Genomic DNA, 22,476 nt, shown 5'->3' with positions numbered 1-22,476 from the left:
AGTTACCGTAAAAGCATGAAGCCGGCGAATGACGGCACATGGATATCAGCTACAAATAGAGCCTTCTACTGGCCCGAGACCGGAGTGAGGTCGTTACTCAACAATGGCGAGCCTGCCGGTAGATGCACGCGCAGCGCCGCCGAACGAACGGCAAAACGCAGGTGATTACTTTCTAGAGGTTCGCCATCGAGGTTCACATCCAGACCTTCCGGGGCATCGATCTCGATCCACGGCAAGCGCGCGTTTATCGACACCGCCTCCAGTCCACGCATCCCTCCAGACAACAGCGTGCCCAGAGTCCCCATCAGGTCCTGGGCCGCCGGCACGATGCACAGATCGAGCAGCCCGTCGTCGACCATGGCCTGCGGACACAACTCATGGCCGCCGCCCGCCTGACGGCCATTGCCGATACCCAAGGCGAGAAACTCACCAGCCCAGGCGAAGTCCGGCCCAGTGAAGCTGCCAAACGACGAATGCACTTCGGAAAAACGGCTCAAGCCGGTCAACAGATAAGCCGCGCCACCTAGGACTTTTTTCAAGTCGTCCGAGGTATTGGCAGTGACATTCGAGCCGAAGCCGCCGTGGCCATGTTAAGAAACAGCTGGTCGCCAACTTCACCCAAATCGATGAACCGCGGAAGCACCTCCAACAACGCCAGGGCCTCGCTTGGGATCAGCGGCACGCCAGCAGCGCGAGCGAAATCGTTGGCGGTTCCTAGTGGCAACAGCGCCAGACTGGCATCCGCGGCGGACAGCGCCAGCGCCTCGGCGACTTCGCGCAATGTGCCGTCGCCACCGCCAGCAATGAGGATCGGATATCCCGCCGCCAGCGCCTCATCGACCAACCGGCAGCCATCACCCTCCTCCCAAGTTAGACGCACCGCCAACTCCCAACCCTCCTCACGCTTGGCATGGACCGCTGCCCGCACCTCTTCATTGAGCGCCTGCTTACCGTGCAGGATCAAAAACGCCTTGCGTTCGCTCATTACCGTTTTCCCATCAATGGTTACTGCAGGAATAGACCGCAATGAGCAGAGAAACGTTACAGGTGCGTCTCAGCAGCCCTCACGAACGGGAGAAATCTGGGCGCTGGCACTTCCACCTTGCCAGCAGCCCACAAACCAGTTGTAAAAACGATATCCCGTAAAAACCGATACCGCGCAGGTTACAAGGGCCAATATCCCCAGCCCCCGCTCGGCTGACGTTCGACCTACACACTCACGATCTGCATGAAGCGGTACTGAAATCGGATTTTGTCCTAGAGCGTTTCGATGGATTGTCTTGTCTCGATCTGCAGGGACAGCAAGTCGGTAGCGGCATCCCCAGCCTCGTCACGCTTGCGCCCCGATAGCGACATCCTGTGCATCTGGGCATCCGCACCGCCTAGACCGCTTTGGTCGGATGGCGACCCGCTGCTGAGGCATGGAATAATCCGCGAAAGATGTGGAACTCGAACAACTCTAACCACCCACATCTCTCCGGAGGCCCACCTTTGCAACCAATCCTGGATCCCAAGTGGCATCACTTCATCAAGGTGGCCAAGCTGGGCAGCCTGACCCAAGCCGCCGTGGCACTGGACGTGCCACAATCGATGATCAGCCGCCATATTTCCCAACTCGAACGGGACTGCGGCGTACGCCTGTTCAACCGTACCGGACGCGGTGTCACCCTGACCGAGTTCGGCCGGCAGATTCTGCCGCGCATCGAGTCCTTGGCCGATGAGTCCGAGGAAATCTCCGATGTGATCCGCACCTCCGGCGGCGTGCCGGTCGGCGAGGTGCGCGTCGGCCTGCTGCCGTCCACCGTCGCGCCCATCACCGGGCCGCTGTATCGGCTGATCCGCGAGCGTTATCCGCGCGTCAAGCTGCACTTCTGCGACGGCAGCAGCGCGCACCTCGAGGAATTGCTCAACGAAGGGCGCATCGACATGGCCCTGCTGCTCAGGGAAGCGGATGTCTCGTCCTCGGACGAATCCGTGCTGGTCCAGCCCAAGTTAATGCTGGTGGGCCGCGCCGGCGACCCCGCGGTCGCCCAGACCACCGTGGAGCTGGCCACCCTGCAGAACCTGCCGCTGGTCCTGCCTTCGCGCCCCCACCCCCTGCGCATGCGTCTGGAGAGGCTGTCCAAGACCCATGACATCTTTTTCGACTGCGCCGTGGAGGCCGACTCGATACGCCTGCAATGGGAAGTGGTCGCCGCTGGCGGCGGCTATGCGATTATCTCGGGGCTGTTCGAACACATCGACGACCCGCGCTTCTCGGTCGCCCGCATCGTCAAGCCGGAGCTAATGCGCAGCGTGGTGCTGGCCAGCTCGCTGCGCCGCCCCAGCAGCCTGGCGACGCGCACGGTGCAGAAGCTGATCGAGCAGGAAGTGCCGCTGCTGCTGAAGAACCGCGTCTGAGCCGCCGCAGTTGATCGTTCCCACGCTCTGTGTCTGCGGGACGCAGAGCGTCCCCGGATCAGGTTCCCACGCTGGAGCGTGGGAACCATCGGAACCACCGGGGCCTCATCAGCCCCGGTTGAGCACCGCGCGATTGAGCAGGCCCTGGTCCGCCACCACCGTCTGCCCGGTCATGATGCGGTTATGCCGCGAGGCCAGGAAGGCATACAGCGGGCCGTGATCCTCGGGCGTCGGTAGTTCCTGCAGCAGACTCAGCGAGCGGAACATGGACAGGAAGGCGTCTTGGGGAATATCCGACTGCTTCTGCGCATCAAGCCCCAGCGAACGCGGCCCGCTCAACTGGCTGTTAGCGATACCCGCCGGCGCCACCGCATTGACCCGCACCAGCGGGGCAAACTCGAATGCCAACTGGCCCACCAGGCTGCGAATGGCGCCCTTGCTGGCGCTGTACACCGCCCCACCGCCATCGGCGGCGTAGGCCGCCGTCGAGGTGGTCAGCACCAGCGCGCCCTGGCTGGCGCGTAGCAACTCGCCGAACACCCGGGCCGACAGTAGATAGCCCTTGACGTTGACCCGCATGACTTCCTCGAACAACGCGTCGAGCCGTTCCTCGGGCATCTCCAGAATCGGCACGTTGCCATCGAAGATGCCCTGGGCGCCGATCAGCGCATCGAGGCGACCATAACGCTCAGTGATCGCCTCGCGGCAGGCGCGCAGGTCGGCAAGGCTGGTCACGTCGCCCTGGACGATCAGCACGTCAGGACCGAACTCCTCACGCAGCGCTCGAACCTTATCTGCGGATATCTCGAAGATCACCACCTCTGCGCCCTCGGCGAGGCAATGGCGCGCCAGCCCCAAGCCCAGGCCGGAACCTCCGCCAGTCACCAGCACGACATGGTCTTTCAGCAACGACATTGCAGATTCCTCGCTCATATGGGCTGGGCCAGGGCGGCGAATGACTCATGCATGATGCGCATGTGCTCGGCCTTGTCGCCGCCGGAGATTTCGATTTCACCCAGGCGCGCGGAGTTCTCCACCACCAGGCGGCAACGCTCCCAGCGGCGCGACTGAAAGCGATCCAGCGCGGCCGGCAGTCCGGCGGCACGCTCCAGCTCCTCGGCCAGGACGATGGCGTCTTCGATGCCGATGCAGGCTCCCGAAGCCAGATGCGGTGTGGTCGCGTGCACGGTGTCGCCGATCAGCACTACGCGCCCGCGATACCAGGGCTGCGGTACCAGCAGGCCTTCCAATGGGCGGAACACCACCAGCGAGTCCTCGTTCAGCGCCGCACTCGCGGCCCTCACCTCTGGCGCGGAGAATTGCTCCAACAGCGCCTTCAAGCGCTCCAGGAACTGCTCCGGCGGCACAAAGTCGTTGACCGGGCGGTTTTCATTGACGAACAGATACATCTCGTCGCGGGACACTGGATTGAGGCCAACCTTGAGCTGCGCCCCCACCCACAGCATGGTGCAGGTGATCCCGGCCGGGCGTGGCAGCACTGCGCGCCACACGCCCTGGCCGCTGTAGCGCGGTGTCGGCGCCTCCGCCAGCAGGCGCTCACGCAACTGGGAATACAGGCCGTCGGCGCCGATCAGCAGATCGTAGCGACCCCGCGTGCCATCGCTGAAGCCTACGCTGACGCCCTCGGCGTCCTGCTCAAGATCAGTCAGCGTGCAGCCAAGACGGACATTGGCGCCGGCCGCACGGGTGGCGTCGGCGAGTATTTTCGCCAGCACCGGACGCATCACCGCGCCGCTGCCTGGCACCTCGTCGCCGGCGATGCGCGGCGTCGCTACCTGAGTCAGCAGCTGACCCTCCGCCGAGAAGATGTCCAGGCCATCACAGGCATAGCCCTCGTCGAGGAAGCGTTCGAGGATGCCCAGCGTACGGAAGGCCCGCAGCGTAGGGCCGCCGATGCTGATGCCGGCACCATAGCTGCGCCAGCCGGCATCGATCTCGACCAGGTCGACGGAAATACCGCGCTTGCGCAGTTCGATGGCCGCCGACATGCCGGAAAAACCGCCGCCGACGATCAGGACGTTGCTTACTACAGGTGCAGCCATGAGATAGCCCTCGGGCCGGGCGCGTGCGCCCACCGCTGTTGTTGTTATGGGTCAGCGCATCAGCGCGCCGCCGTACATGGTGCGCAGCATCCTAATCCCGTCCACCGCCACCAGCAGCCCCCGAAGCTGCATCTCAGCTTTCTATTTCCGGATGCAGTTTCCGGCTGTAGGCAGCCATGCACGGACTGGATAGCTGCAATCCAGCTGCGCAGCTAGCTTGCGCGGCGCGAGGTTCGTAAAACGTGCGGCAAGCGATAGGAGTCTGTTCGATGAAAGCATTGCCCACCTTCAACCACGTCGTCGAGGGCCCGCAAGGGGCACCCTGGCTGACCTTCATTCCCGGCATCGGCAACGACGCCGGCTTCTGGGCCGAACAGGCCGCGGCGCTAGCCACGCACTTTCGCGTACTGCGCTTCGACCCCTGGGGCCACGGCCACAGCCCGGCGCCACCGCAGGATTGCCGCTTTGCCGACATCCGCGAAGGCGTGGTGCAACTCTGGGACAGCCTGGGCATCCAGCGCAGCGGCCTGGTCGGCCTCGGTTTCGGCGGTTCGCTGGCCCTGGCGCTGGGCATCGAGCATCCCGAGCGGGTCGAACGCATCGCCGCCTTCTGCTGCCGGCCGCGTCAGCCGGATGATCGCCGCGACTTCTGGCGCGCGCGCTGCGAGGCGGCCCAGGCTCAGGGTATCGACAAGCTGGCCGACGTCACCGTCGACCGCTGGCTGAGTGCCGACTTCCGCGCCGCGCATCCGGACGTCGACCAACTGCTGCGGCAGATGATGAAAAACACCACGCTGGACGGTTATCTCGCCTACGTGCAGGCCTTCATCGAGATGGACTTCAGCGCGCGCTTCAGCGAACTGCGCGTGCCCACCCTGCTGGTAGCGGGCGAGCACGACCATGGCGGCGGCCCGGTGCCGGACATGCAGGCAATGGCCGAGCAGAACCCGCACAGCACCCTGGCGATCATCGCCGGCGTCGGCCACATCGGCAACCACGAGGCTCCCGCCGAGGTGAAGCGCCTGCTCCGCCAGTTCTTTGTGGACTAACCCGAGCCGGCACAGCGTTGCCGGAATCAACCAACGACAGAGACAACAAGCATGACAAAACATGTCGTTATCGTCGGAGCCGGACACGGCGGAGTCAGCCTCGCCGCCGCCCTGCGTGCCCAGGACTGCGACGCCAGCATCACCCTGCTCAGCGACGAAGCCGATCTGCCTTACCACCGCCCGCCACTGTCCAAGGCCTTCATCGCCAGCGACACGCCCGAAGCGGAGAAGAAGCTGCTGCTCGAAAGCGAGGACTTCTACAGCGAGAAGCGCATCGACCTGCGCCTCGGTTGCCGGGTCAGCGCGCTGGACACCAACGCCCGCCGGCTGACGCTGGCCGACGGCAATAGCCTGACCTACGACGAGCTGGTCCTCGCCACCGGCGCCCGCGCGCGCCGCCTGCCCCTGCCGGGCAACGAGCTGGACGGCATCCTGGCGCTGCGCACCCTGGCCGAAGCCCGCGACCTGCGCCGACGCTTGGCCGACTGCCAGGCTCTGGTGGTGGTCGGCGGCGGCTTCATCGGCCTGGAAATCGCCGTCACGGCACGCGCGCTCGGCAAGCAAGTGACCGTGCTGGAAACTGCCGCACGCATCATGGAGCGCTCGGTGGCGCCGGAAGTCTCCGCGCACATCACCCGCAAGCACCGCGAGAAGGGCATCGTCATCGAGCTGAACAGCACCGTGCAGGCCTTTCTCGGCGACCACGGCCAGGTGACTGCGGTGCGCACCGACAGCGGCGATTTTCCGGCCGACCTGGTGATCGTCGGCGCCGGCGCGCTGCCCAACAGTGAGCTGGCCGAAGCCGCCGGCATCGCCTGCGCCAACGGCATCCTTGTCGACGCTCAGCTACGCACCTCGGCAACGCACGTCTACGCCATCGGCGACTGCGTGGCCTGCGAGAACCGCTACGCCGGCAACGCCCGCCTGCGCCTGGAATCGATCCAGAACGCCAACGACCAGGCGCGCACCGTCGCCCTGCAGATCACCGGCAACCAGGCGCACTTCGACGCCGTGCCCTGGTTCTGGAGCGACCAGGGCGAGATCAAGCTGCAGATGGTCGGCCTGTCCATCGGCCGTACCGCTTGCGTGACCCGCGGCAACCCCGAGCTAGGCCGTTTCTCGGTGCTCCACTACCGGGATGACACCTTGATCGCCGTCGATTCGATCAATCAGCCACTGGAGCACATTCTCAGTCGCAAGCTGCTGGCGGCCGGCATCTCGCCGGATCGGCAGCAAGCCGCCGACCCGGCTTTCGACCTGAAAAGCCTGCTCGGCTGAGCCACAACTTTCCTTCAAGGGCAGAGGCCTCGCGCCCTGCCCTGTTTTCCATGCCCCCAATATTTATCCGGCCCTTTGATGTCTTGATTTTCGTAGGGTGGGTTAGGCCGCAGGCCGTAACCCACCGACCGGCCGCAGAGCCGGCCACAGGGATGCCTGCCGACATCCATGGCGGGTTACGCCGCTGCGCGACTAACCCGCCCTACGACTGCGGACTGCCGGCTGAAAGTTCAAACTTCAGCGGGCCTGATCAATAAGAAGAAACGTCCAGCTCCCCAGAAGGAGACGACCATGCTCGTTCGTGTACTCGGCAACCTGTCGGTAGGCGCCAAACTCTCCCTCGGCTTTGGCCTGGTGCTGCTGTCGACCCTCGCCGTGGCCCTCACCGCCTTTCAGGCCCTGCACATCCTGGAGGAGCGCGGCGCCACCATCCGCGAGCTCGGCGGCGCCCGCGCCCTGATGCTGCAGGCCCGCGAGGCGGAAAAGACATTCGCCCTGTCGCTGACGGCTGACGCTGGCCAGCGGGTTGCCGACCTCGTCGAGCGGCTCAATGGCCTGTTGCAGCAACACGCCCTGCTCCCCCAAGCGGCGGCGGCCAGCCAGGACGCCAGCGTCTACGCCAGCCAGTTCCAGCGCTACGCCCAGGCCAAGCAGGAGGAGCGGGATGCGCGAGTCAGCATGCAGGAGCTGGCCCAGAACCTCGGCGAACGTTTCACCGCCGTACTGCTCGACCAGCTCGACGCGCTCAACGCACTCGCCGAGCAAAGCCAGCCGGCCCAACTGGAGCGCATGATGCTGCTGGAGCAGAGCTCGATGCTGCGCGACAAGCTGGCCGCCCTGCGTGACAGCGAGCTGTACTACGCCCACGAGAACAGCCTGCGCGCCCGCGACGATTGGGAAACCCGGATGACCGAGCTGCTCACCTACATGGACAGCCTGGCCCGGCAACTGGACGGCAACGAACAGGACTCGCTGCAGCAAGCCAACCAGGCACTGTCCGGCTATCGTGCGGCCTTCGCCCGCTTCGTCGCCAGCCGCGAGCGCGCCAGCGCCAGCCAAGCGGCAATGCGCAGCGCCGCCGATGAGGTCGATAACCGCCTCGCCGCGGTCGCCAGCGCCCAGGAGCACGACTGGCAACAGACCAGCCGCCAGGTTACGCAATTGCTCGCGATGATCCTGCTGCTCGCGCTGGGCTTCGGCATCGGCGCCGCCCTGCTGATCCGCCAGCTGATCCTGCAGCCGCTACGCCAGGCCCTGGCCCTCACCCGCCAGGTAGCCGCCGGCGACCTCAGCGCACAGATCGACCACGACGGGCGCCGCGACGAACTGGGCCAGCTGATCGCCAGCGTCGCGGGCATGCTTGACAGCTTGCGCGGCCTGATCGGGCGCATCGGCCAGAGCGTCGGACGCCTCAACCAGGCCACTAGCGGCGTGGTCCAGGTCGCCGACCGCACCAGCCAGGACGTCGTGCAGCAGAACGTCGAGACCGAGCTGGCGGCCACCGCCATGCAGCAGATGACCGCCACCGCCCAGGAGGTCGCGCGTAACGCCAGCGAGACCTGCGACGCGGTGCTGCTGGCCAACCGTGAAGCACGCCGCGGTGACGAACTGGTGCGCCAGGCACATAACCGGATCGACCATCTGGCCCATGAAATGACTGGCTGCACCGAGGCGATGGAGCAACTGCTGCTGGAAAGCAGCGCAGTGGGCAAGGTCCTGCAGGTGATCAACACGCTCGCCGAACAAACCAACCTGCTGGCGCTGAATGCTGCCATCGAGGCCGCGCGGGCTGGCGAGCATGGCTGCGGCTTCGCCGTGGTCGCTGACGAAGTGCGCCAACTGGCCCATCACACCCAGGGCTCCACGGAAGAAATCGCCAGCATCGTCCGCCAGTTGCGCCTGGTCACCGAGCAGGCTGCCGGGCGCCTGCAGAGCAGCCAGGCGCTGACCCGCGAAAGCGTCGAGCTGGCCGCCCATACCTCCGTGGCGCTACAGGCCATCAGCCTGGCGGTGTCCACCGTGGAACAGATGAGCCAGCAGATCGCCGCAGCCGCCGAAGAGCAGAGCACGGTAGCTGAGCAGGTCGGCCACAGCATGGAACGGGTCCGCGCGATCGCCGAACAGAGCAGCGCGGCGAGCGGTCAGCTGGAGGGCTCGGTACGCGAGCTGGAACAGGTGAGCGGTACGCTGAACACCGCAGTGGCCGACTTCCGCACCTGATGAGCGCGGGGCGAGCTTAGGGCCTGTTAACGCTACTGACACGGCCGCGCCGGAGCCAGTTTTTGCGCGAGGCAAGGCGCGAGATGCAAGGTTTGGCATTCCAAATGAGCATCGAGAAACGCAGCTTCGCGCAAAAACAGGCCCGTCCCACAGGGTTGCGCGGGAAATGGCCCCCGCTGTCGTTGCAGGACTTGCCAAGGGAATGACCATTGCCTGCATCCTGCGCCTAACCGGGGGCCATTTCTCGCTGCAACGCGGCTCGCGTCAGTAGTGTTAGCAGGCCCTAGTCGGGCGGGTTAGCCGCGTAGCGGCGTAACCCGACATGGATGTCGGCAGGCATCCCTGCGGCCGGTCGGTGGGTTACGGCCTGCGGCCTAACCCACCCTACGAAAATCAAAACATCAAAGGGCCGGATCAATAGAAGCTGTTCAAAGACGACGGCCGACGTAGATGGCCAGCATGGCACAGCCGAACATCAACCAGGCCACCGGCGCGGTGGTGCCGGTGTAGCACAGGTTGAGCAGCAGGCCAGCAAGCATGCCGAACCCGAAGATGGCGCCGTTGAGGATCGCCGAAGCCTTGCCGGCGCGGCGTCCCTGATCGGCCATGGCCAGCGCCGACGCGTTGGGATTGACGAAGCCCACGCTGCACACCGCGAGGAAGAACCCCGGCAACACCAACCACAGGGTGCTTGCGGCCAGTTGCGCATCGATCACCAGGAGCGTGCCGCCGAGCAGCGGCAGCCACAACGCCCGCCGCAGAATCTCGACCGGCGCGCAGCGCTTGAGCAGCGCACGGTTTAGCTGCCCGGTGAGCATCACACCGATGGCGTTGGCGCCGAAGAAGTAGCCGAACAGGCCTGGCGAGATGCCGTGGATATCCATCAGTACGGACGGCGAACCAATGATGTAGCTGAACATCCCACCCATCACCAGCGCCTGGATCAGCACGAAGGTCATGAAGCGGCTGGACTTCAGCAGGTCCAGGTATTCGCGCAGCACCGCGAAAAACCCGCTGTCGCCGTGGTGGGCGAGTGGCCGCTCGTCGAGCACCACAAACGCATAGAGAAACAGCGCCACGCCGAACAGGCTCAACGCGCTGAACACGTTGCGCCAGCCGGCCAGCTCCATCACCCAGCCGCCCAGCAGCGGCGCCAATATGGGTGCGGCGCCCATGATCAGGACCAGCAGGGAGATGTTGTGGGCGCTCTGCGACATGTCACAGCGGTCGCGGATGATGGCGAAGGTCAGCACCGCGCCGGCGCAACCGCCCAGGCCCTGGAGGAAGCGCCAGAACACCAGGCTACCCAGGCCGTCGACCTGGGTGATCGCCGCACCGGCGAGCACGTACAGACCGAGGCCGACCAGCAGTGGCAGCTTGCGACCGATCCGATCGCTGACCGGGCCATAGCAGAGCATGCCAATCAGCATGCCGATGAAATAGGACGAGAAGCTTAACTCCACGTCACCAGCAGCCAGGCCGATTTCCTGACGAATCGCAGCGAACGCAGGCAGGTACATATCGGTGGACAGCGGCGCGATGGCCGCCAGGCTGCCGAGCAGGAACAACAGTGGCAAGGGAATGGGACGCAAGGCGGTAGTTGTGCTGTTCAAGGCAGATTTCCTTGGAGTGAAGGGTGGCAAGAAAAAGGCTATGTCTGCGTTTCCGATGGTTCCCACGCTCCAGCGTGGGAACCTGATCCGGGGATGCTCCGCGTCCCGCAGACGCAGAGCGTCTGTGGCGGCGTTCCCACGCAGAGCATGGGAACGATCAAAAAACCCGCCCTACGAATCTGGTTGCAGCGCTTCGGTAGGAGCGAATTCATTCGCGATCCGCGGCGTCGGCTATCGCGGATAAATCCGCTCCTACAAAAAATCTGCGTCAGACCCGTAGATCCAAGGCTGGACACCAGTGTTCCGGGCGTGACCATGCAGCACGTAACCGGGACATAGCCAAGAAAAAACCCGGCACAGGGCCGGGTGTGGCAATCGGATGTAACCTCCCGCGCCAGGAGTGGAGCGCGTATCGGTCAGCCAGGCGTGCGCGCCGCCAGTAGGTCCAGCGCCACGTCGACGATCATGTCTTCCTGGCCGCCGACCATCCGCCGCCGACCCAGCTCGACGAGGATGTCGAGGGTCTTCAGGCCGTACTTGGCGGCGGCGACTTCGGCGTGGCGCAGGAAGCTCGAATACACCCCGGCGTAGCCGAGGCCGAGGGTCTCGCGGTCGACGCGCACCGGGCGGTCCTGCAGCGGGCGCACCAGTTCGTCGGCGGCGTCCATCAGGCGGTAGAGGTCGGTGCCGTGGTTCCAGCCGAGGCGCTCGGCGGCGGCGATGAACACCTCCAGCGGCGCGTTGCCGGCGCCGGCGCCCATGCCGGCGAGGCTGGCGTCGATGCGATCGCAGCCTTCCTCCACCGCGACTATGGAGTTGGCCACGCCCAGGGACAGGTTGTGGTGCGCGTGCATGCCGGTCTGCGTCTCCGGCTTGAGCACGGCCTTGAAGGCGCGCATGCGGTCGCGGATGTCCTGCATGTTCATCGCCCCGCCGGAGTCGGCCATGTAGATGCAGGTCGCGCCGTAGCTCTCCATCAGCTTGCCCTGCTCGGCGAGTTTTTCTGCCGGGATCATGTGGCTCATCATCAGGAAGCCGACGGTGTCCATGCCCAGGTGCCGGGCGTACTCGATGTGCTGCTTGGAGACATCCGCCTCGGTGCAATGGGTGGCGATGCGCACCACCCGCGCGCCGGCGTCGTAGGCGGCCTTCAGGTCGTGCACGGTGCCGATGCCGGGCAGCAGCAGGGTGGCGATCTTGGCGTGCTTGAGCTCGCCGGCCACCGCCTCGATGTACTCGAGGTCGGTATGGCGGCCGAAGCCGTAGTTGAACGAGGAGCCCTGCAGACCGTCGCCATGGGCGACTTCGATGGAATCGACCTTGGCCGCGTCCAGCGCGCGGGCGATGGCGCGCACGTCCTCCAGCTGGTACTGGTGGCGGATCGCGTGACTGCCGTCGCGCAGGGTCACGTCGGAGATGTAGATTTTCTTACCGTTCATGGTCGTACCCTCAAGCCTTGAGCATGGATTGCGCCATGCGCTCGGCGGTGGCCAGCGCGGCGGAGGTCATGATGTCGAGGTTGCCGGCGTAGGCCGGCAGGTAATGGGCGGCGCCTTCGACTTCGAGGAACACCGAGGTCTTCAGCCCGCTGAACTGGCCGTGGCCGGGGATGTGCAGCGGCGCCGACTCAGGGATCACGTCGAACTGCACCTTCTGCTTCAGGCGGTAGCCCGGCACGTAGGCCTGCACCGCTGCAGCCATCTCGACGATGCTCGCTTCGACCTTGGCCTGGTCGGCCGCTTCGCTGAGCACGAATACCGTGTCGCGCATCATCAGCGGTGGCTCGGCCGGGTTCATGACGATGATCGCCTTGCCTTTCGCCGCACCACCGATCACTTCGATGGCCTTGCTGGTGGTCTCGGTGAATTCGTCGATGTTGGCGCGCGTGCCGGGGCCGGCGGACTTGCTGGCGATCGAGGCGATGATCTCGGCGTAATGGACCTTGGCCACCCGCGACACCGCGGCGACCATCGGAATCGTAGCCTGGCCACCGCAGGTGACCATGTTGACGTTCAACTGGCTGAGGTTCTGCTCCAGGTTGACCACCGGCACGCAATAGGGACCTATTGCGGCCGGAGTCAGGTCGATCAGGCGAAGACCGGGCTTGTGGCCCCGCAGGAACGCGTCGTTCTTCACATGAGCGCCAGCACTGGTGGCATCGAAGACGAAGTCGATCTCGTTAAAGATCGGCAGGCGGGTCAGGCCTTCCACGCCTTCGTGGGTAGTGGCGACGCCCATTCGTGCTGCGCGCGCCAGACCGTCGGACGCCGGGTCGATACCGACCATGGCGCCCATTTCCAGGTACTGCGCATTGCGCAGCACCTTGATCATCAAGTCGGTACCGATGTTGCCGGAGCCGACGATGGCAACCTTGAGTTTCTTGTGCATGGTGGAACTCCAGCCATTCATGGCAGGCCAAGCGAGCGCCGGCCCGGGGTGTCTAGCAGGTCGTTGAAAAACTACTGCGCTCGGCTCGCTACGTTTTTCAACGGCCTGCGTGGTTCTGGCCGGTCTTGCGCAACACCAGGAAGACCCCGACGAAACCGCTGAGCAGGCCGCTGATGAAACCGCTGATGCCGTTGCCCAGCGAGTTGTCGAATACGCTCTGTGGGAACGGCACGAGGAAGTGATTGACGGCGAAAGCCAGGAACGCGGCGATGACGCCGCCGATGATTCCGGCCAGGATCGATTCTTTCAGCACGAAGCTCATGCCAGGTTCTCCTTGTTATTGTTCGAGGACTGGTCGATACGGCCCGTGCGGCATGCAGGGCCGTTATGCCGATGGCCAGCATACGAACCGGGCAGCGCGGTGAACCAGACAGCCCGGGGCAAAGCAGCTATTCCGAAAACGCATGCGTCCGGCGCTTCACAACGGCTCGGCCAAAGCGTCGAGGCGCGCCATGTTCTGGCCCAGGTAGCGATCCACGCCGTAGCCGGCGAGCTCCTTGCGCGCCTCGAAAAGTTTGGGTCGCACGAACCGATAGCGGCGCCGCAGGCTGTCCACCTCCGCCGGCTGCACACCCTCGGCCGCCAGCTGCTCCAGACCGGCGTTGATCTGCGCATCGAGCGACGCGAGCATCTCCTCGTTCAGCGGCAGTCCCGGATAAACCACCAGGCCGCCGTAGGGACGCATCTGGTGGAGGATCAGCACCTGCCCGCTGGCAAGGCTCAGCGCGTGCAGACGCCGCTTCAGCGGCGCCTCACCGGGCGTCAGCCGCGCATAGAGCCGGTCGGCGGCGCCGAGCAGCGCCGCCTGCGCGGTGAGCAGTCGGTTGACCGTCATCGGCGCGGCATGCCGAGGCTCCGCTTCCAGTTCGTTCAACGCCGTGACGAAGGCCGCGTAAGCGTCCTGCAATTCCTGCAGTGCCGGATCGCGCAGCGCCGCCGTCATCTTCTCCAGGCTGCCCTGGGAGACGCCAAGCTGCTCCCCCGCCAGGGTGCCGGCGAGGGCGTCATAGCCCAGCAGAAGGCTGGAGATCACCCGAAAACTCTCGCTGCGCAGCACCTGGATGCGATCCGCCTCGCCATACTCCGCAGCCACTGGCCAGGACATCGACAACAGCAGCATCCCGACCAGCGCCAACCCCTTGCGACTGCCCATCCTTGTGCTCCCTGCTCGTCCATGGACAGCGTGGCGCCCGCCAGCGAGCGCCGCTGCCATGCCGCGCTGTCAGTTGAAACGCACCGAGCAGCTACCGAGGCCACCGATCGAAACGCGCAGGTTGTCGCCGGCACGCACCGGAATCATCGGCCCCAGGGAGCCGGACAAAATCACCTCGCCGGCCTTCAGGCTCATGCCCAGGCGGCCGAGGGTGTTGGCCAGCCAGGCCACCGCCACCGCGGGCGAGCCCATCGAGGCGGCGCCGGCACCGGTGGCGACGATCTCGCCGTTCTTCTCCAGCACCATGCCGCACAGGCTCAGGTCGATCTGGTTGGCCGGCACCAGCCGGTCGCTGAGGACGAACACCCCGCACGAGGCGTTGTCCGCCACGGTGTCCTGGATCTTGATCCTCCAGTCCTGGATGCGTGAGTCGACGATCTCGAAGCAGACCATCAGCCCCTCGGTGGCGCGCAGCACGTCGGCCACGGTGACACCCGGGCCAGACAGGTCGTGCTTGAGCACGAAGGCGATCTCGCCCTCGGCCTTGGGCTGGATCAGCGTGGATGCCGGAATCGCCTCGCTGGAGTTGAAGGTCATCGCGTCTGTGAGGATGCCGAAGTCCGGCTGGTCGACGCCCAGCAGGTTCATCACCGCCTGGCTGGTCACGCCGATCTTCTTGCCGACGATCCGCTCGCCGTCGTCTAGACGCTGGGCGATCAGGTACTGCTGGATGGTGTAGGCGTCGCGGATGCTCAGTTGCGGGTACTGCTCGGTCAGCGGCGCGATCGCCTCGGCGCTGCGCAAGGCGTTGTATAGGTCGGCACTGATGCCTTGCAGCAGCGATTCTTGAATGCTCATGTCTGCCCCTCGTAGCTGTTCGGATGCGTGGTGGTCGGTGCTCAGATGGGCTCGCTCAACTTGAGCAGCGCCCGTTCAACCACCGCGGTCTGCGCCTCGACCGGCGCACGCGCCTGCTCCAGACGGCCAAGCTCCATCGAGCTTTCGGTGACCAGGCGGCAGCGCGCCTCACGGCGTTCCATGAACTGCGCGAACGCCTGCTCGACGCTGTCCGCGCGCTGCAGCTCCTCGGCCAGGACCAGGGCGTCCTCGATGCCCATGCCGGCACCGGAGGCCAGTTGCGGGGTGGTTGGATGCGCGGAGTCGCCGATCAGCAGGACGCGGCCCTGATACCAGGGAGCCGGCAGGATGAAGGCCTCCAGCGGGCGGAAGTTGATCGCCGCAATGTCCTTTTCCGAGAGCGACTGGCGAATCTCGGCGAGGATCCCGCCATAGCTCTCCATGCGCTTGGCCAGTTCGACGTGGAACTGCTCCGGCTGGATGAACACCTGCGGGGTGCGCTCGAGCAGGAACATGTACATGTGCGTCGCCGACACCGGGGTGAAGCCGACTTTGTGCGGGCCACCGAGGAAGTAGGTGCGCCGCTCGACGCTGGCCGGGCGCTCGAGGAACAGGCGCCAGCAGCTCTGCCCGGTGTACTCGGCCTTCGGCGCGCCAGGGAAGATCAGCCCGCGCACCTTGGAGAACACCCCGTCGGAGCCGAGCACGATGTCGTAGCGGCCCTGACTACCGTCGCTGAAAGTCACGTCGACGCCCTCGGCGTCCTGCGCCAGCGCATCGACGCTCAGGCCCAGGCGGATCGGCGCGCCGCCGGCCTGGGCGTGGCGGGCGAGAATGTGGTGCAGGGTCGGGCGCATGATGCCGCCGCTGCTTTGCGTCGGGCTGTCGCTGGGCATCGGCGTGGCCAGTTTGCGCAGCGGCTCACCCTCGGTGTTGCAGACCTGGATGCCTTCGCCGACATAGGCCTCGTCGACCATGTCCTGGTAGACGCCGAGCTGGTGCAGGGCACGCAGGGTCGGCCCGGTGATGGTCAGACCGGCGCCGAGAGCACCCCAGTTGGGGTTGATGTCGATCATGTCGACCTCGACCCCGATGCGACGCAGGGTGATGGCAGCGGACATGCCGGCCGTTCCGGCGCCGACGATCAGCGCCTTTTGTACAGCTTTGGCCATGGTGGGATTCCTTGATTCTTGTTGTCGGGCACTATTGATCCGGCCCTTTGATGTCTTGATTTTCGTAGGGTGGGTTAGGCCGCAGGCCGTAACCCACCGACCGGTTGCAGGGCCGGCCACAGGGATGCCTACCGACATCCATGGCGGGTTACGCCGCTACGCGGCTAACCCGCCCTACGACTGGTTGTCAGGCGCCCTTGAGGAAGTTGTCGACCAGTTGGCCGAAGGCGGCGGCGTGCTCGATCTGGGTCCAGTGGCCACAGCGACCAAAGATGTGCAGCTGGCTGTCGTCGATCCACTGCTGCAGGGTCAGCGAGGTGGCCAGTGGGATCACCTTGTCGTCACGACCGTGGACCAGCAGGGTCTTGTGGCCGATGCCGCGGATCTCGGCCTCGCTGTGGGCCATCGCCTCGACCCAGCGCTGGCGCGGGGCCGAGAACATCGCCTCATAGGCCTCGTGCACGCCGGCACGCTTGCTCGCCTCGTAGCGCATGCGCACCAGGTCGTCGCCGACCAGCTTCTGGTCGTAGGCGAAGATGCGCATGATGGCGCGCATGTTGTCCTCGGACGGGGTATAGCCCCATACCGCGTCCAGCCCCGGGGTGAGTTCGAAGGGCACGCCGACGCTACCCATCAGGATCAGCTTGTTGACCCGTTCGGGGTGGTGGATGGCCAGGGCCAGGGCCATGGAACCGCCGAACGAGTTGCCGACGACGTTGACCTTGGCGATGTCCAGGGCATCGAGGAAGGCGACTATCTGCTCCAGCCAGAGTTGCCGCGAATAGACGATGTCCGCCGGCGAGCGGCTGTAACCGAAGCCGGCTAGGTCCGGCGCCAGCAGGCGGAAGTCGTCCTTGAGGCCCTGGATGCTCAAGCGCCAGTTGGCCCAGGCGCTGACACCCGGCCCGGAGCCGTGCAGCAGCAGCACCGGTTCACCGCTGCCGATGTCGTGGTAATTAGTGAGGATGGAGCCGGTTTGGATGTACTGGCCGATTTCGGGGTTGGTTTGCATGTTCATCGCAGAATCTTCCTCAGGTTACGCGCGGCGCCAGACGAGGCGCGCGGTACGGGCTTGGGGGGTGCCTTCCTCGAGACGGGCGCTGAGGGTCAGGGTGGCGTCGGCATTGACCTCGAAGCGGCGCTTCTGGCTGCCACCGATCCAATTGGGGAACAGGCTGATGTCGACCAGATGGGTGATCACGTCACCGTTGACCTCGTAGCGGCCGCCATAGGCCAGCATGCTGTTGTAGGCGCCGGCCTTCTCCGCGTCGCCAGCATCCCACTGGCCACCGGTCACGAACTTGGCGCGCTCGGCCCTGGCGATCATGCAGGCCATGTGGCCGCTCTCGCTGTACTGGATGAAGCCTTGCAGCTGCTCGCCCATCGGCAGCTCGCGACGGCCATCGTCGAAGGCCTGCTCCCAGGAGAGAATCTCCCAGCGCCCGAGCGGATTGAGGGTGCTTGTCGGCATGTTGCTGTGCTCCGCTGACAGTTGCGACTCGAGGAAGGCCGCGACCACTTGGTTGTGTTCGGCTGCGCTCTCGAACTGGGCCCAGTGCCCGGTGTCCTGCGCGCAATGGAAGGTGCCGTGCTGCACCTGGCGAGCGATGTGCTGGCCGAGGGCCGGCGGCGTGCGGTTGGCGTCGCCCCAGTAGACCAGCGTCGGCTGGCGGATCTGCCGGGCCAGTGCATCGGTGACCAGGTGCTGGCGGATGGTGCTGCCGGCCAGGTACTCGCTGATGAACGGCTGCTGCACCGCGGCCAGGGCGGGCTGGCGATAGAGCGCCTGGCGCACCATGACCGCCTCGTCGGTCAGCCGCTCGGGCTTGGCCAGGATGCGCGCCATGCGCGTGCGCACATTGTCGAAACTGGGATCGCGCAATACCTCCAGGGAACTCGGCAGGTTGGCCGCCCAGTCCGGCTCGACGTAGCCGGGGATGGCCCCCTCGTCCGGGGCATAACCCATGGTGGTGGTCAGCACCAGCGCACGCACCCGTTCGGGATGCTGCAACGCCAGCTGCATGGCGACCCAGCCGCCGAGCGACTGGCCCTCGACGAAAGCCTTGGCCAGGCCCAGCTGATCCATTACATCGACGACCTGATCGACCAGGCTGGGGATGATCTCGAGGTCAAAGCCCTCGGTCTGCGACTTGCCGTGCCAGAGAAAATCCATGGCGATGACATGGAAGCGCTTCGCCAGCTCGGCGATGTTGCGTGCGTAGTTTTCCGCATGACCACCGGTGCCATGCAGCAGGAGCAGCGCCGGGCCGCTACCGGCCTCGATGATGCGGGTGCGGTACTTGCCCTGGATCTGGCGGACCTGGCAATCCAGCAGTTCGATCCAGTAAGGGGTTTCGCTAGAGCGTGATGCGGACACGAGAGACTTCCTTCTTGCCGGCAGAATGCTGCGTCCGCCTCGCCACGGCGGGGAGCCGCGTTTGGCGCGACCCCGCCAAGGCGGCGGACAGGTTCGGGAGGGATAGCGGCGAATTAGCAGGCCGTTGAAAAACTACTGCGCTCGGCTATACCGCGTTGAAATCAGGCTCAAAATGCTCATTTACCACTCGTAGACTGCGCTTTTTCGCCTGATTTCGCCTTGTCTAGCCTTCGCTCGCTACGTTTTCAACAGCCTGCTAGAGCGCCTTCTCCTTGCTCCCCGAGATCGGCCCTTTCAGGGTGCCGTCGGACTTCTCCAGGCCGAAGGTCCACTCGGTGAAGACATGCGAGGTGGCAGCGAAGTCCTGCGACTCCCATTCGTCGGTGACGATGTCCTCGTCGGCCGCGTATTCCCAGGAGCCGCCGAACGGCGTCTGGAAGTACCAGAAGCAGGCCGAGGAGATGATGTGGCGACCGGGCCCGGCGAAGGTCTTCCAGCCCAGCGACTCGACATGCTGGCCACCGCCGATCACCTCGTGGATGTCGCGCACCTTGAAGGCCAGGTGGTTGAAGCGCGTACCGGGCACCTTGGCGTTCATGAAGAACACGTGGTGGTGGTTGCCGGCCGGCGAGCAGCGCATGAACAAGCCACGGTTGGCATAGCGATCGGAGACGATGAAGCCCAGGCGCTCGATGTAGAAACGCGCGGCCTCGCCGGCGTCGTCCACCCCAATGGCGATGTGACTGATTTCGCGCGGCTTGGCCACCTTGTAGGCAGCGGCGCGGCGGTTAATGCGCTCCGGCTGGCCCGGCGCGTTGTAGCGGGTGGCCTCGAAGGGCATCGGCTTGCGCTGGGCGATGCGGAAAGCCAGGTTGATCCCCAGGTCATCGACGCTGTGCAGCTCACCCTTGGCGTCCAGTTCGGCGCGCCGATCCCGTCCCAGGTCCTCGGCCAGCGCCGTCAGCGTGGCCTGATCCTCCACGCCCCAGACGATCTCGCACAGGCCGCTGCCGCCACCGATCGGCGTGCGCTCTATGCACGCCGGGTCGGCGGCGACCACCTGGACTTCCGAGCCGTCGACGGCACGGAACAGTTTCACCTCCGGATCGGCGGAAGGGACGTAGGAAAGCCCCCAGTCGGAGGCGAAGCGGCATGCTTCGTCAAGGTTCTCGACCGCGAACCTGACGCACTCGACGCCGGTGAAACGAAAAGGTTTGCCTGCTGCCATGATTGTCTTCCTGCTGGTTCTTGTTGCTCTTCTGTTACGTCTCAACGCTGCAACTTCAAGCCAACTTCCAAAGCGCCCGAATGCATAACTTCCGCGCAGTCCTGTTAAAACTTGGCAGACACTTCGGACACTCTTCGAGTCTTCGCCTTATTGATTGGATGGCATCTTATGAAGCACCCCGTGATCGAGCCAGAGGGATTCCCTCAAGGCAGATATCCAACAATTGCAAGGCTTCGCGGGCCGCGAGCGATATATGCTGAGCGCGTATTTGCACACCCATCCGCCGCCGCTCGGCCTGCATAACTACAGGTTGTTGCGGGCCGCCCGACCGTTCTCCCGCGAGAAATAAGAAGAGCGCCATGCACGATTGGCCCGACGCTTTGCGCGCCCTGCGCCATCGCAACTTCCGTCTGTATTTCGCCGCCCAGGGCATTTCCACCCTGGGGCTCTGGGCGCAACAGGTCGCCCAGGCCTGGCTGATCTACCGGCTGAGCGATTCCATCGCGCTGCTCGGCCTGGTCACCTGCCTGGGGCTGCTGCCGCAGTTACTGATCGGCCCGCTGGTCGGCGCCTGGATCGACCGCCACGACAAGCGCCGCCTATTGATGATCGTCGAGAGCCTGCTGTGCCTGCAGGCCATCGCCCTCGCCGCGCTCACCGCGCTCGGGCTGATCACCCCGCTCGGCCTGGTGGCGCTGGCCACCCTGCTCGGCGTGCTCAACGCCTTCGACACTCCGCTGCGCCTGTCACTGGTCGGCGCCCTGGTCGAGGAGCGCGACGACCTGGCCAATGCGCTGGCGCTCAACGCCAGCCTGTTCACCCTGGCGCGCTTCGTCGGCCCGCCACTCGCCGGGCTGATCCTCGGCCTGTTCGGCGAGGCGCTGTGCTTCGCCTTCAATGCCCTGGGCTTCCTGCCGCTGCTGCTGGCCCTAAGCTACGTGCGCATGGCGCCGACGCCGCGCAGCGCCGGCTCGCTGCGCAGCCTGCTGGTCGAGGGTCTGGATTATGTGCGCGGCACCCCGCAGGTGCGTGCGCTGATGCTCAGCGTGCTGGCGGTCAACCTGTGCGCTTCCGGGTATGCGGCGCTGCTGCCGGTGTTCGCCCGCGACATCTTCAGCGGCGACGCGCGCACCCTCGGCTGGCTGTGGGGCGCCGCCGGGCTGGGCGCCCTGCTCGCCAGCCTGTTGCTGGCCCGCCTGCGCGCGCCCCAGGCGCTGCCCCGGCTGATCCATCTGTGCGCCGGCCTCTGCGCCGTCGCCCTGCTGCTGTTCGCCGCCAGCGCCCAACTGTGGCTGGCGCTGCCGGCCATGGCGCTGCTCGGCTTCGCCATCGCCGGCAACAACCTGGGCAGCAACATCGCCCTGCAAAACGCCGCCCCGGATGCGCTGCGCGGCCGGGTGGTGGCCATCTTCAGCGCCACCCGTTTCGGCTTCGATGCCCTCGGCGGCCTGCTGCTCGGGCTCTGCGCCCAGCACTTCGGCGCCCCGCCGACGCTGACCGCCGCGGGGCTGCTGCTGGCCGCCTACTGCCTGTGGGCCAGATCCAGAACCTGTTTACGATCTTTTGGACTAGAGCCAGACAAGGCAAAAACAGGCGAGGAAGCGCAGTTTACGAGCCGTAAATGAGCATTCCGAACCTGTTTTTAACGCGGTATGGCCGACGGACAGGAGATCGCAAACAGGTTCTCAGGCCAGCGCCTCCGCGCTGAGCGCAGCCCGTACCGCCGGGCGCGCGCCAATGCGCGCTTGGTAGGCCGGCAGGCGCGGCCAGCGCGACAGGTCGATGTCGATCTTCGCCATCCAGCTCAGCGCGGTGAACAGGTAGCCGTCGGCCACGCTGAACGCCCCGCCAACCAGGTAGTCGCGGTCTGCCAACTGCTCGTCGATATAGGCCAGGCGCTTCTCCAGATTGACGCGGGCCGCGCCTTTCCAGTCGTCCTTGGCCATGGGATTGAAGAAGGCGGCGCAGGATTTCTGCAGCTCGCTACCGATGAAGTGCAGCCAGCTCTGCATGCGATAACGGTCGAGCGTGCCGTTGGCCGGCGCCAGCTGCTTGTCCGGCACCAGATCGGCGATGTACTGGACGATGGCCGGACCTTCGGTGAGCAACTCGCCGGAGTCGAGCAGCAGTGCCGGGACGTAGCCCTTGGGATTGATCGCCAGGTAGTCGGCACCGCTGGCGGTGCGCTTGGTCGGCAGATCCACCGCCTCGGTTTCGAAGGGCAGGCCGGATTCGGCGAGGGCGATATGCGGGCTGAGCGAGCAGGCGCCGGCTTTGTAGAAGAGTTTCATCGAGGTGCTCCAGTAAAGGCCAGGGCACGCACTGCGCCGCTGGCGGATGGGTAGGCAGGTGGGAATCTGACGGGCAAAAGACTGGTTTCCGATGGTTCCCACGCTCCAGCGTGGGAACCTGATCCGGGGGCGCTCCGCGTCCCGCAGACGCAGAGCGTCTGTAGCGGCATTCCCACGCAGAGCGTGGGAACGATCAAATAATTCCGCATATCGCGTGGCCTGATTCCCGGATTGCATCCGGGCTACGCGCTTGTCGCCTGGGTAGGAGCGAATTCATTCGCGATTGCGGGCTATCCAGCACCGCGGATCGCGAATGAATTCGCTCC

At 65.4% G+C, this 22,476-nt stretch carries 18 protein-coding genes and 2 pseudogenes; 6 read left to right on the top strand and 14 right to left on the bottom strand.

Annotated features, from left to right (window positions below):
• Positions 1-65: 65 nt before the first annotated feature.
• A pseudogene (yegS, locus tag NVV93_RS07430) lies at positions 66-985 on the bottom strand (lipid kinase YegS).
• A 506-nt stretch (positions 986-1,491) separates the two neighbouring features.
• Between yegS and NVV93_RS07425 the strand changes: the two are divergent.
• Entirely contained in the window at positions 1,492-2,400 is a 909-nt protein-coding gene (locus NVV93_RS07425; protein ID WP_258253790.1) for a LysR family transcriptional regulator, read from the top strand.
• 108 nt (positions 2,401-2,508) lie between these two features.
• On the opposite strand, the gene NVV93_RS07420 is transcribed toward NVV93_RS07425, so the two are convergent.
• Positions 2,509-3,315, bottom strand: a complete 807-nt coding sequence (locus tag NVV93_RS07420) for an SDR family oxidoreductase (RefSeq protein WP_258253789.1) — start codon at positions 3,313-3,315, stop codon at positions 2,509-2,511.
• Positions 3,316-3,329: 14 nt separating this feature from the next.
• Positions 3,330-4,463 carry an FAD-dependent oxidoreductase gene (locus NVV93_RS07415; protein WP_258253788.1) on the bottom strand — a complete coding sequence of 378 codons (1,134 nt, stop codon included), beginning with the start codon at positions 4,461-4,463 and terminating at the stop codon, positions 3,330-3,332.
• Between the two features lie 269 nt (positions 4,464-4,732).
• Between NVV93_RS07415 and NVV93_RS07410 the strand changes: the two genes are divergently transcribed.
• The 4 genes and pseudogenes from NVV93_RS07410 (at position 4,733) to NVV93_RS20165 (ending at position 9,010) form a co-directional block, all read left to right on the top strand.
• On the top strand, positions 4,733-5,512 hold the full coding sequence (locus NVV93_RS07410; protein WP_258253787.1) for an alpha/beta hydrolase: 780 nt from the start codon (positions 4,733-4,735) through the stop codon (positions 5,510-5,512).
• A 51-nt stretch (positions 5,513-5,563) separates the two neighbouring features.
• Positions 5,564-6,790, top strand: coding sequence for an NAD(P)/FAD-dependent oxidoreductase (locus NVV93_RS07405; RefSeq protein ID WP_258253786.1), 1,227 nt, complete (start codon positions 5,564-5,566; stop codon positions 6,788-6,790).
• Between the two features lie 168 nt (positions 6,791-6,958).
• Positions 6,959-8,104, top strand: a pseudogene (locus tag NVV93_RS20170) (hypothetical protein); the annotation flags it as partial.
• Between the two features lie 42 nt (positions 8,105-8,146).
• Positions 8,147-9,010 (top strand): methyl-accepting chemotaxis protein, encoded by an 864-nt coding sequence (locus NVV93_RS20165; protein ID WP_375162928.1) that lies wholly within the window; start codon positions 8,147-8,149, stop codon positions 9,008-9,010.
• 428 nt (positions 9,011-9,438) lie between these two features.
• Here the strand turns inward: NVV93_RS20165 and NVV93_RS07395 are convergent, their stop codons facing one another.
• The 10 genes from NVV93_RS07395 to NVV93_RS07350 all read right to left on the bottom strand — a co-directional run bounded on the left by NVV93_RS07395 (position 9,439) and on the right by NVV93_RS07350 (position 19,859).
• Positions 9,439-10,623, bottom strand: a complete 1,185-nt coding sequence (locus tag NVV93_RS07395) for a multidrug effflux MFS transporter (protein ID WP_258253784.1) — start codon at positions 10,621-10,623, stop codon at positions 9,439-9,441.
• A 416-nt stretch (positions 10,624-11,039) separates the two neighbouring features.
• Complete coding sequence (dmpG, locus tag NVV93_RS07390; protein ID WP_258253783.1) at positions 11,040-12,062, bottom strand: 4-hydroxy-2-oxovalerate aldolase; 1,023 nt, start codon at positions 12,060-12,062, stop codon at positions 11,040-11,042.
• 10 nt (positions 12,063-12,072) lie between these two features.
• Positions 12,073-13,011 (bottom strand): acetaldehyde dehydrogenase (acetylating), encoded by a 939-nt coding sequence (locus tag NVV93_RS07385; RefSeq protein WP_258253782.1) that lies wholly within the window; start codon positions 13,009-13,011, stop codon positions 12,073-12,075.
• Positions 13,012-13,108: 97 nt separating this feature from the next.
• The gene (locus NVV93_RS07380) at positions 13,109-13,333 is read right to left on the bottom strand and encodes a hypothetical protein (RefSeq protein WP_258253781.1); all 225 of its coding nucleotides are present in this window, start codon (positions 13,331-13,333) and stop codon (positions 13,109-13,111) included.
• Positions 13,334-13,489: 156 nt separating this feature from the next.
• On the bottom strand, positions 13,490-14,224 hold the full coding sequence (locus tag NVV93_RS07375; protein WP_258253780.1) for a hypothetical protein: 735 nt from the start codon (positions 14,222-14,224) through the stop codon (positions 13,490-13,492).
• Between the two features lie 69 nt (positions 14,225-14,293).
• Positions 14,294-15,076 (bottom strand): 2-oxopent-4-enoate hydratase, encoded by a 783-nt coding sequence (dmpE, locus tag NVV93_RS07370; protein ID WP_258254308.1) that lies wholly within the window; start codon positions 15,074-15,076, stop codon positions 14,294-14,296.
• Positions 15,077-15,123: 47 nt separating this feature from the next.
• The gene (locus NVV93_RS07365) at positions 15,124-16,254 is read right to left on the bottom strand and encodes an FAD-dependent oxidoreductase (protein ID WP_258253779.1); all 1,131 of its coding nucleotides are present in this window, start codon (positions 16,252-16,254) and stop codon (positions 15,124-15,126) included.
• Between the two features lie 187 nt (positions 16,255-16,441).
• Positions 16,442-17,272 (bottom strand): alpha/beta fold hydrolase, encoded by an 831-nt coding sequence (locus tag NVV93_RS07360; RefSeq protein WP_258253778.1) that lies wholly within the window; start codon positions 17,270-17,272, stop codon positions 16,442-16,444.
• A gap of 18 nt (positions 17,273-17,290) precedes the next feature.
• A complete protein-coding gene (locus tag NVV93_RS07355; protein ID WP_258253777.1) occupies positions 17,291-18,631 on the bottom strand; it encodes an alpha/beta fold hydrolase in 1,341 nt (446 codons plus the stop codon).
• Positions 18,632-18,887: 256 nt separating this feature from the next.
• Entirely contained in the window at positions 18,888-19,859 is a 972-nt protein-coding gene (locus NVV93_RS07350; RefSeq protein ID WP_258253776.1) for a VOC family protein, read from the bottom strand.
• 359 nt (positions 19,860-20,218) lie between these two features.
• On the opposite strand from NVV93_RS07350, the gene NVV93_RS07345 reads away from it, so the two are divergent.
• The gene (locus NVV93_RS07345; RefSeq protein ID WP_258253775.1) at positions 20,219-21,484 is read left to right on the top strand and encodes an MFS transporter; all 1,266 of its coding nucleotides are present in this window, start codon (positions 20,219-20,221) and stop codon (positions 21,482-21,484) included.
• 60 nt (positions 21,485-21,544) lie between these two features.
• On the opposite strand, the gene gstA is transcribed toward NVV93_RS07345, so the two are convergent.
• The gene (gstA, locus tag NVV93_RS07340; RefSeq protein WP_258253774.1) at positions 21,545-22,150 is read right to left on the bottom strand and encodes a glutathione transferase GstA; all 606 of its coding nucleotides are present in this window, start codon (positions 22,148-22,150) and stop codon (positions 21,545-21,547) included.
• Between the last annotated feature and the right edge of the window lie 326 nt (positions 22,151-22,476).

Origin of the sequence: Pseudomonas sp. LS44, assembly GCF_024730785.1 — a bacterium.
Lineage (GTDB): Bacteria > Pseudomonadota > Gammaproteobacteria > Pseudomonadales > Pseudomonadaceae > Aquipseudomonas.
Note: the sequence above shows the minus strand (reverse complement) of the source record. Positions and strands in the feature narration are given on the sequence as shown.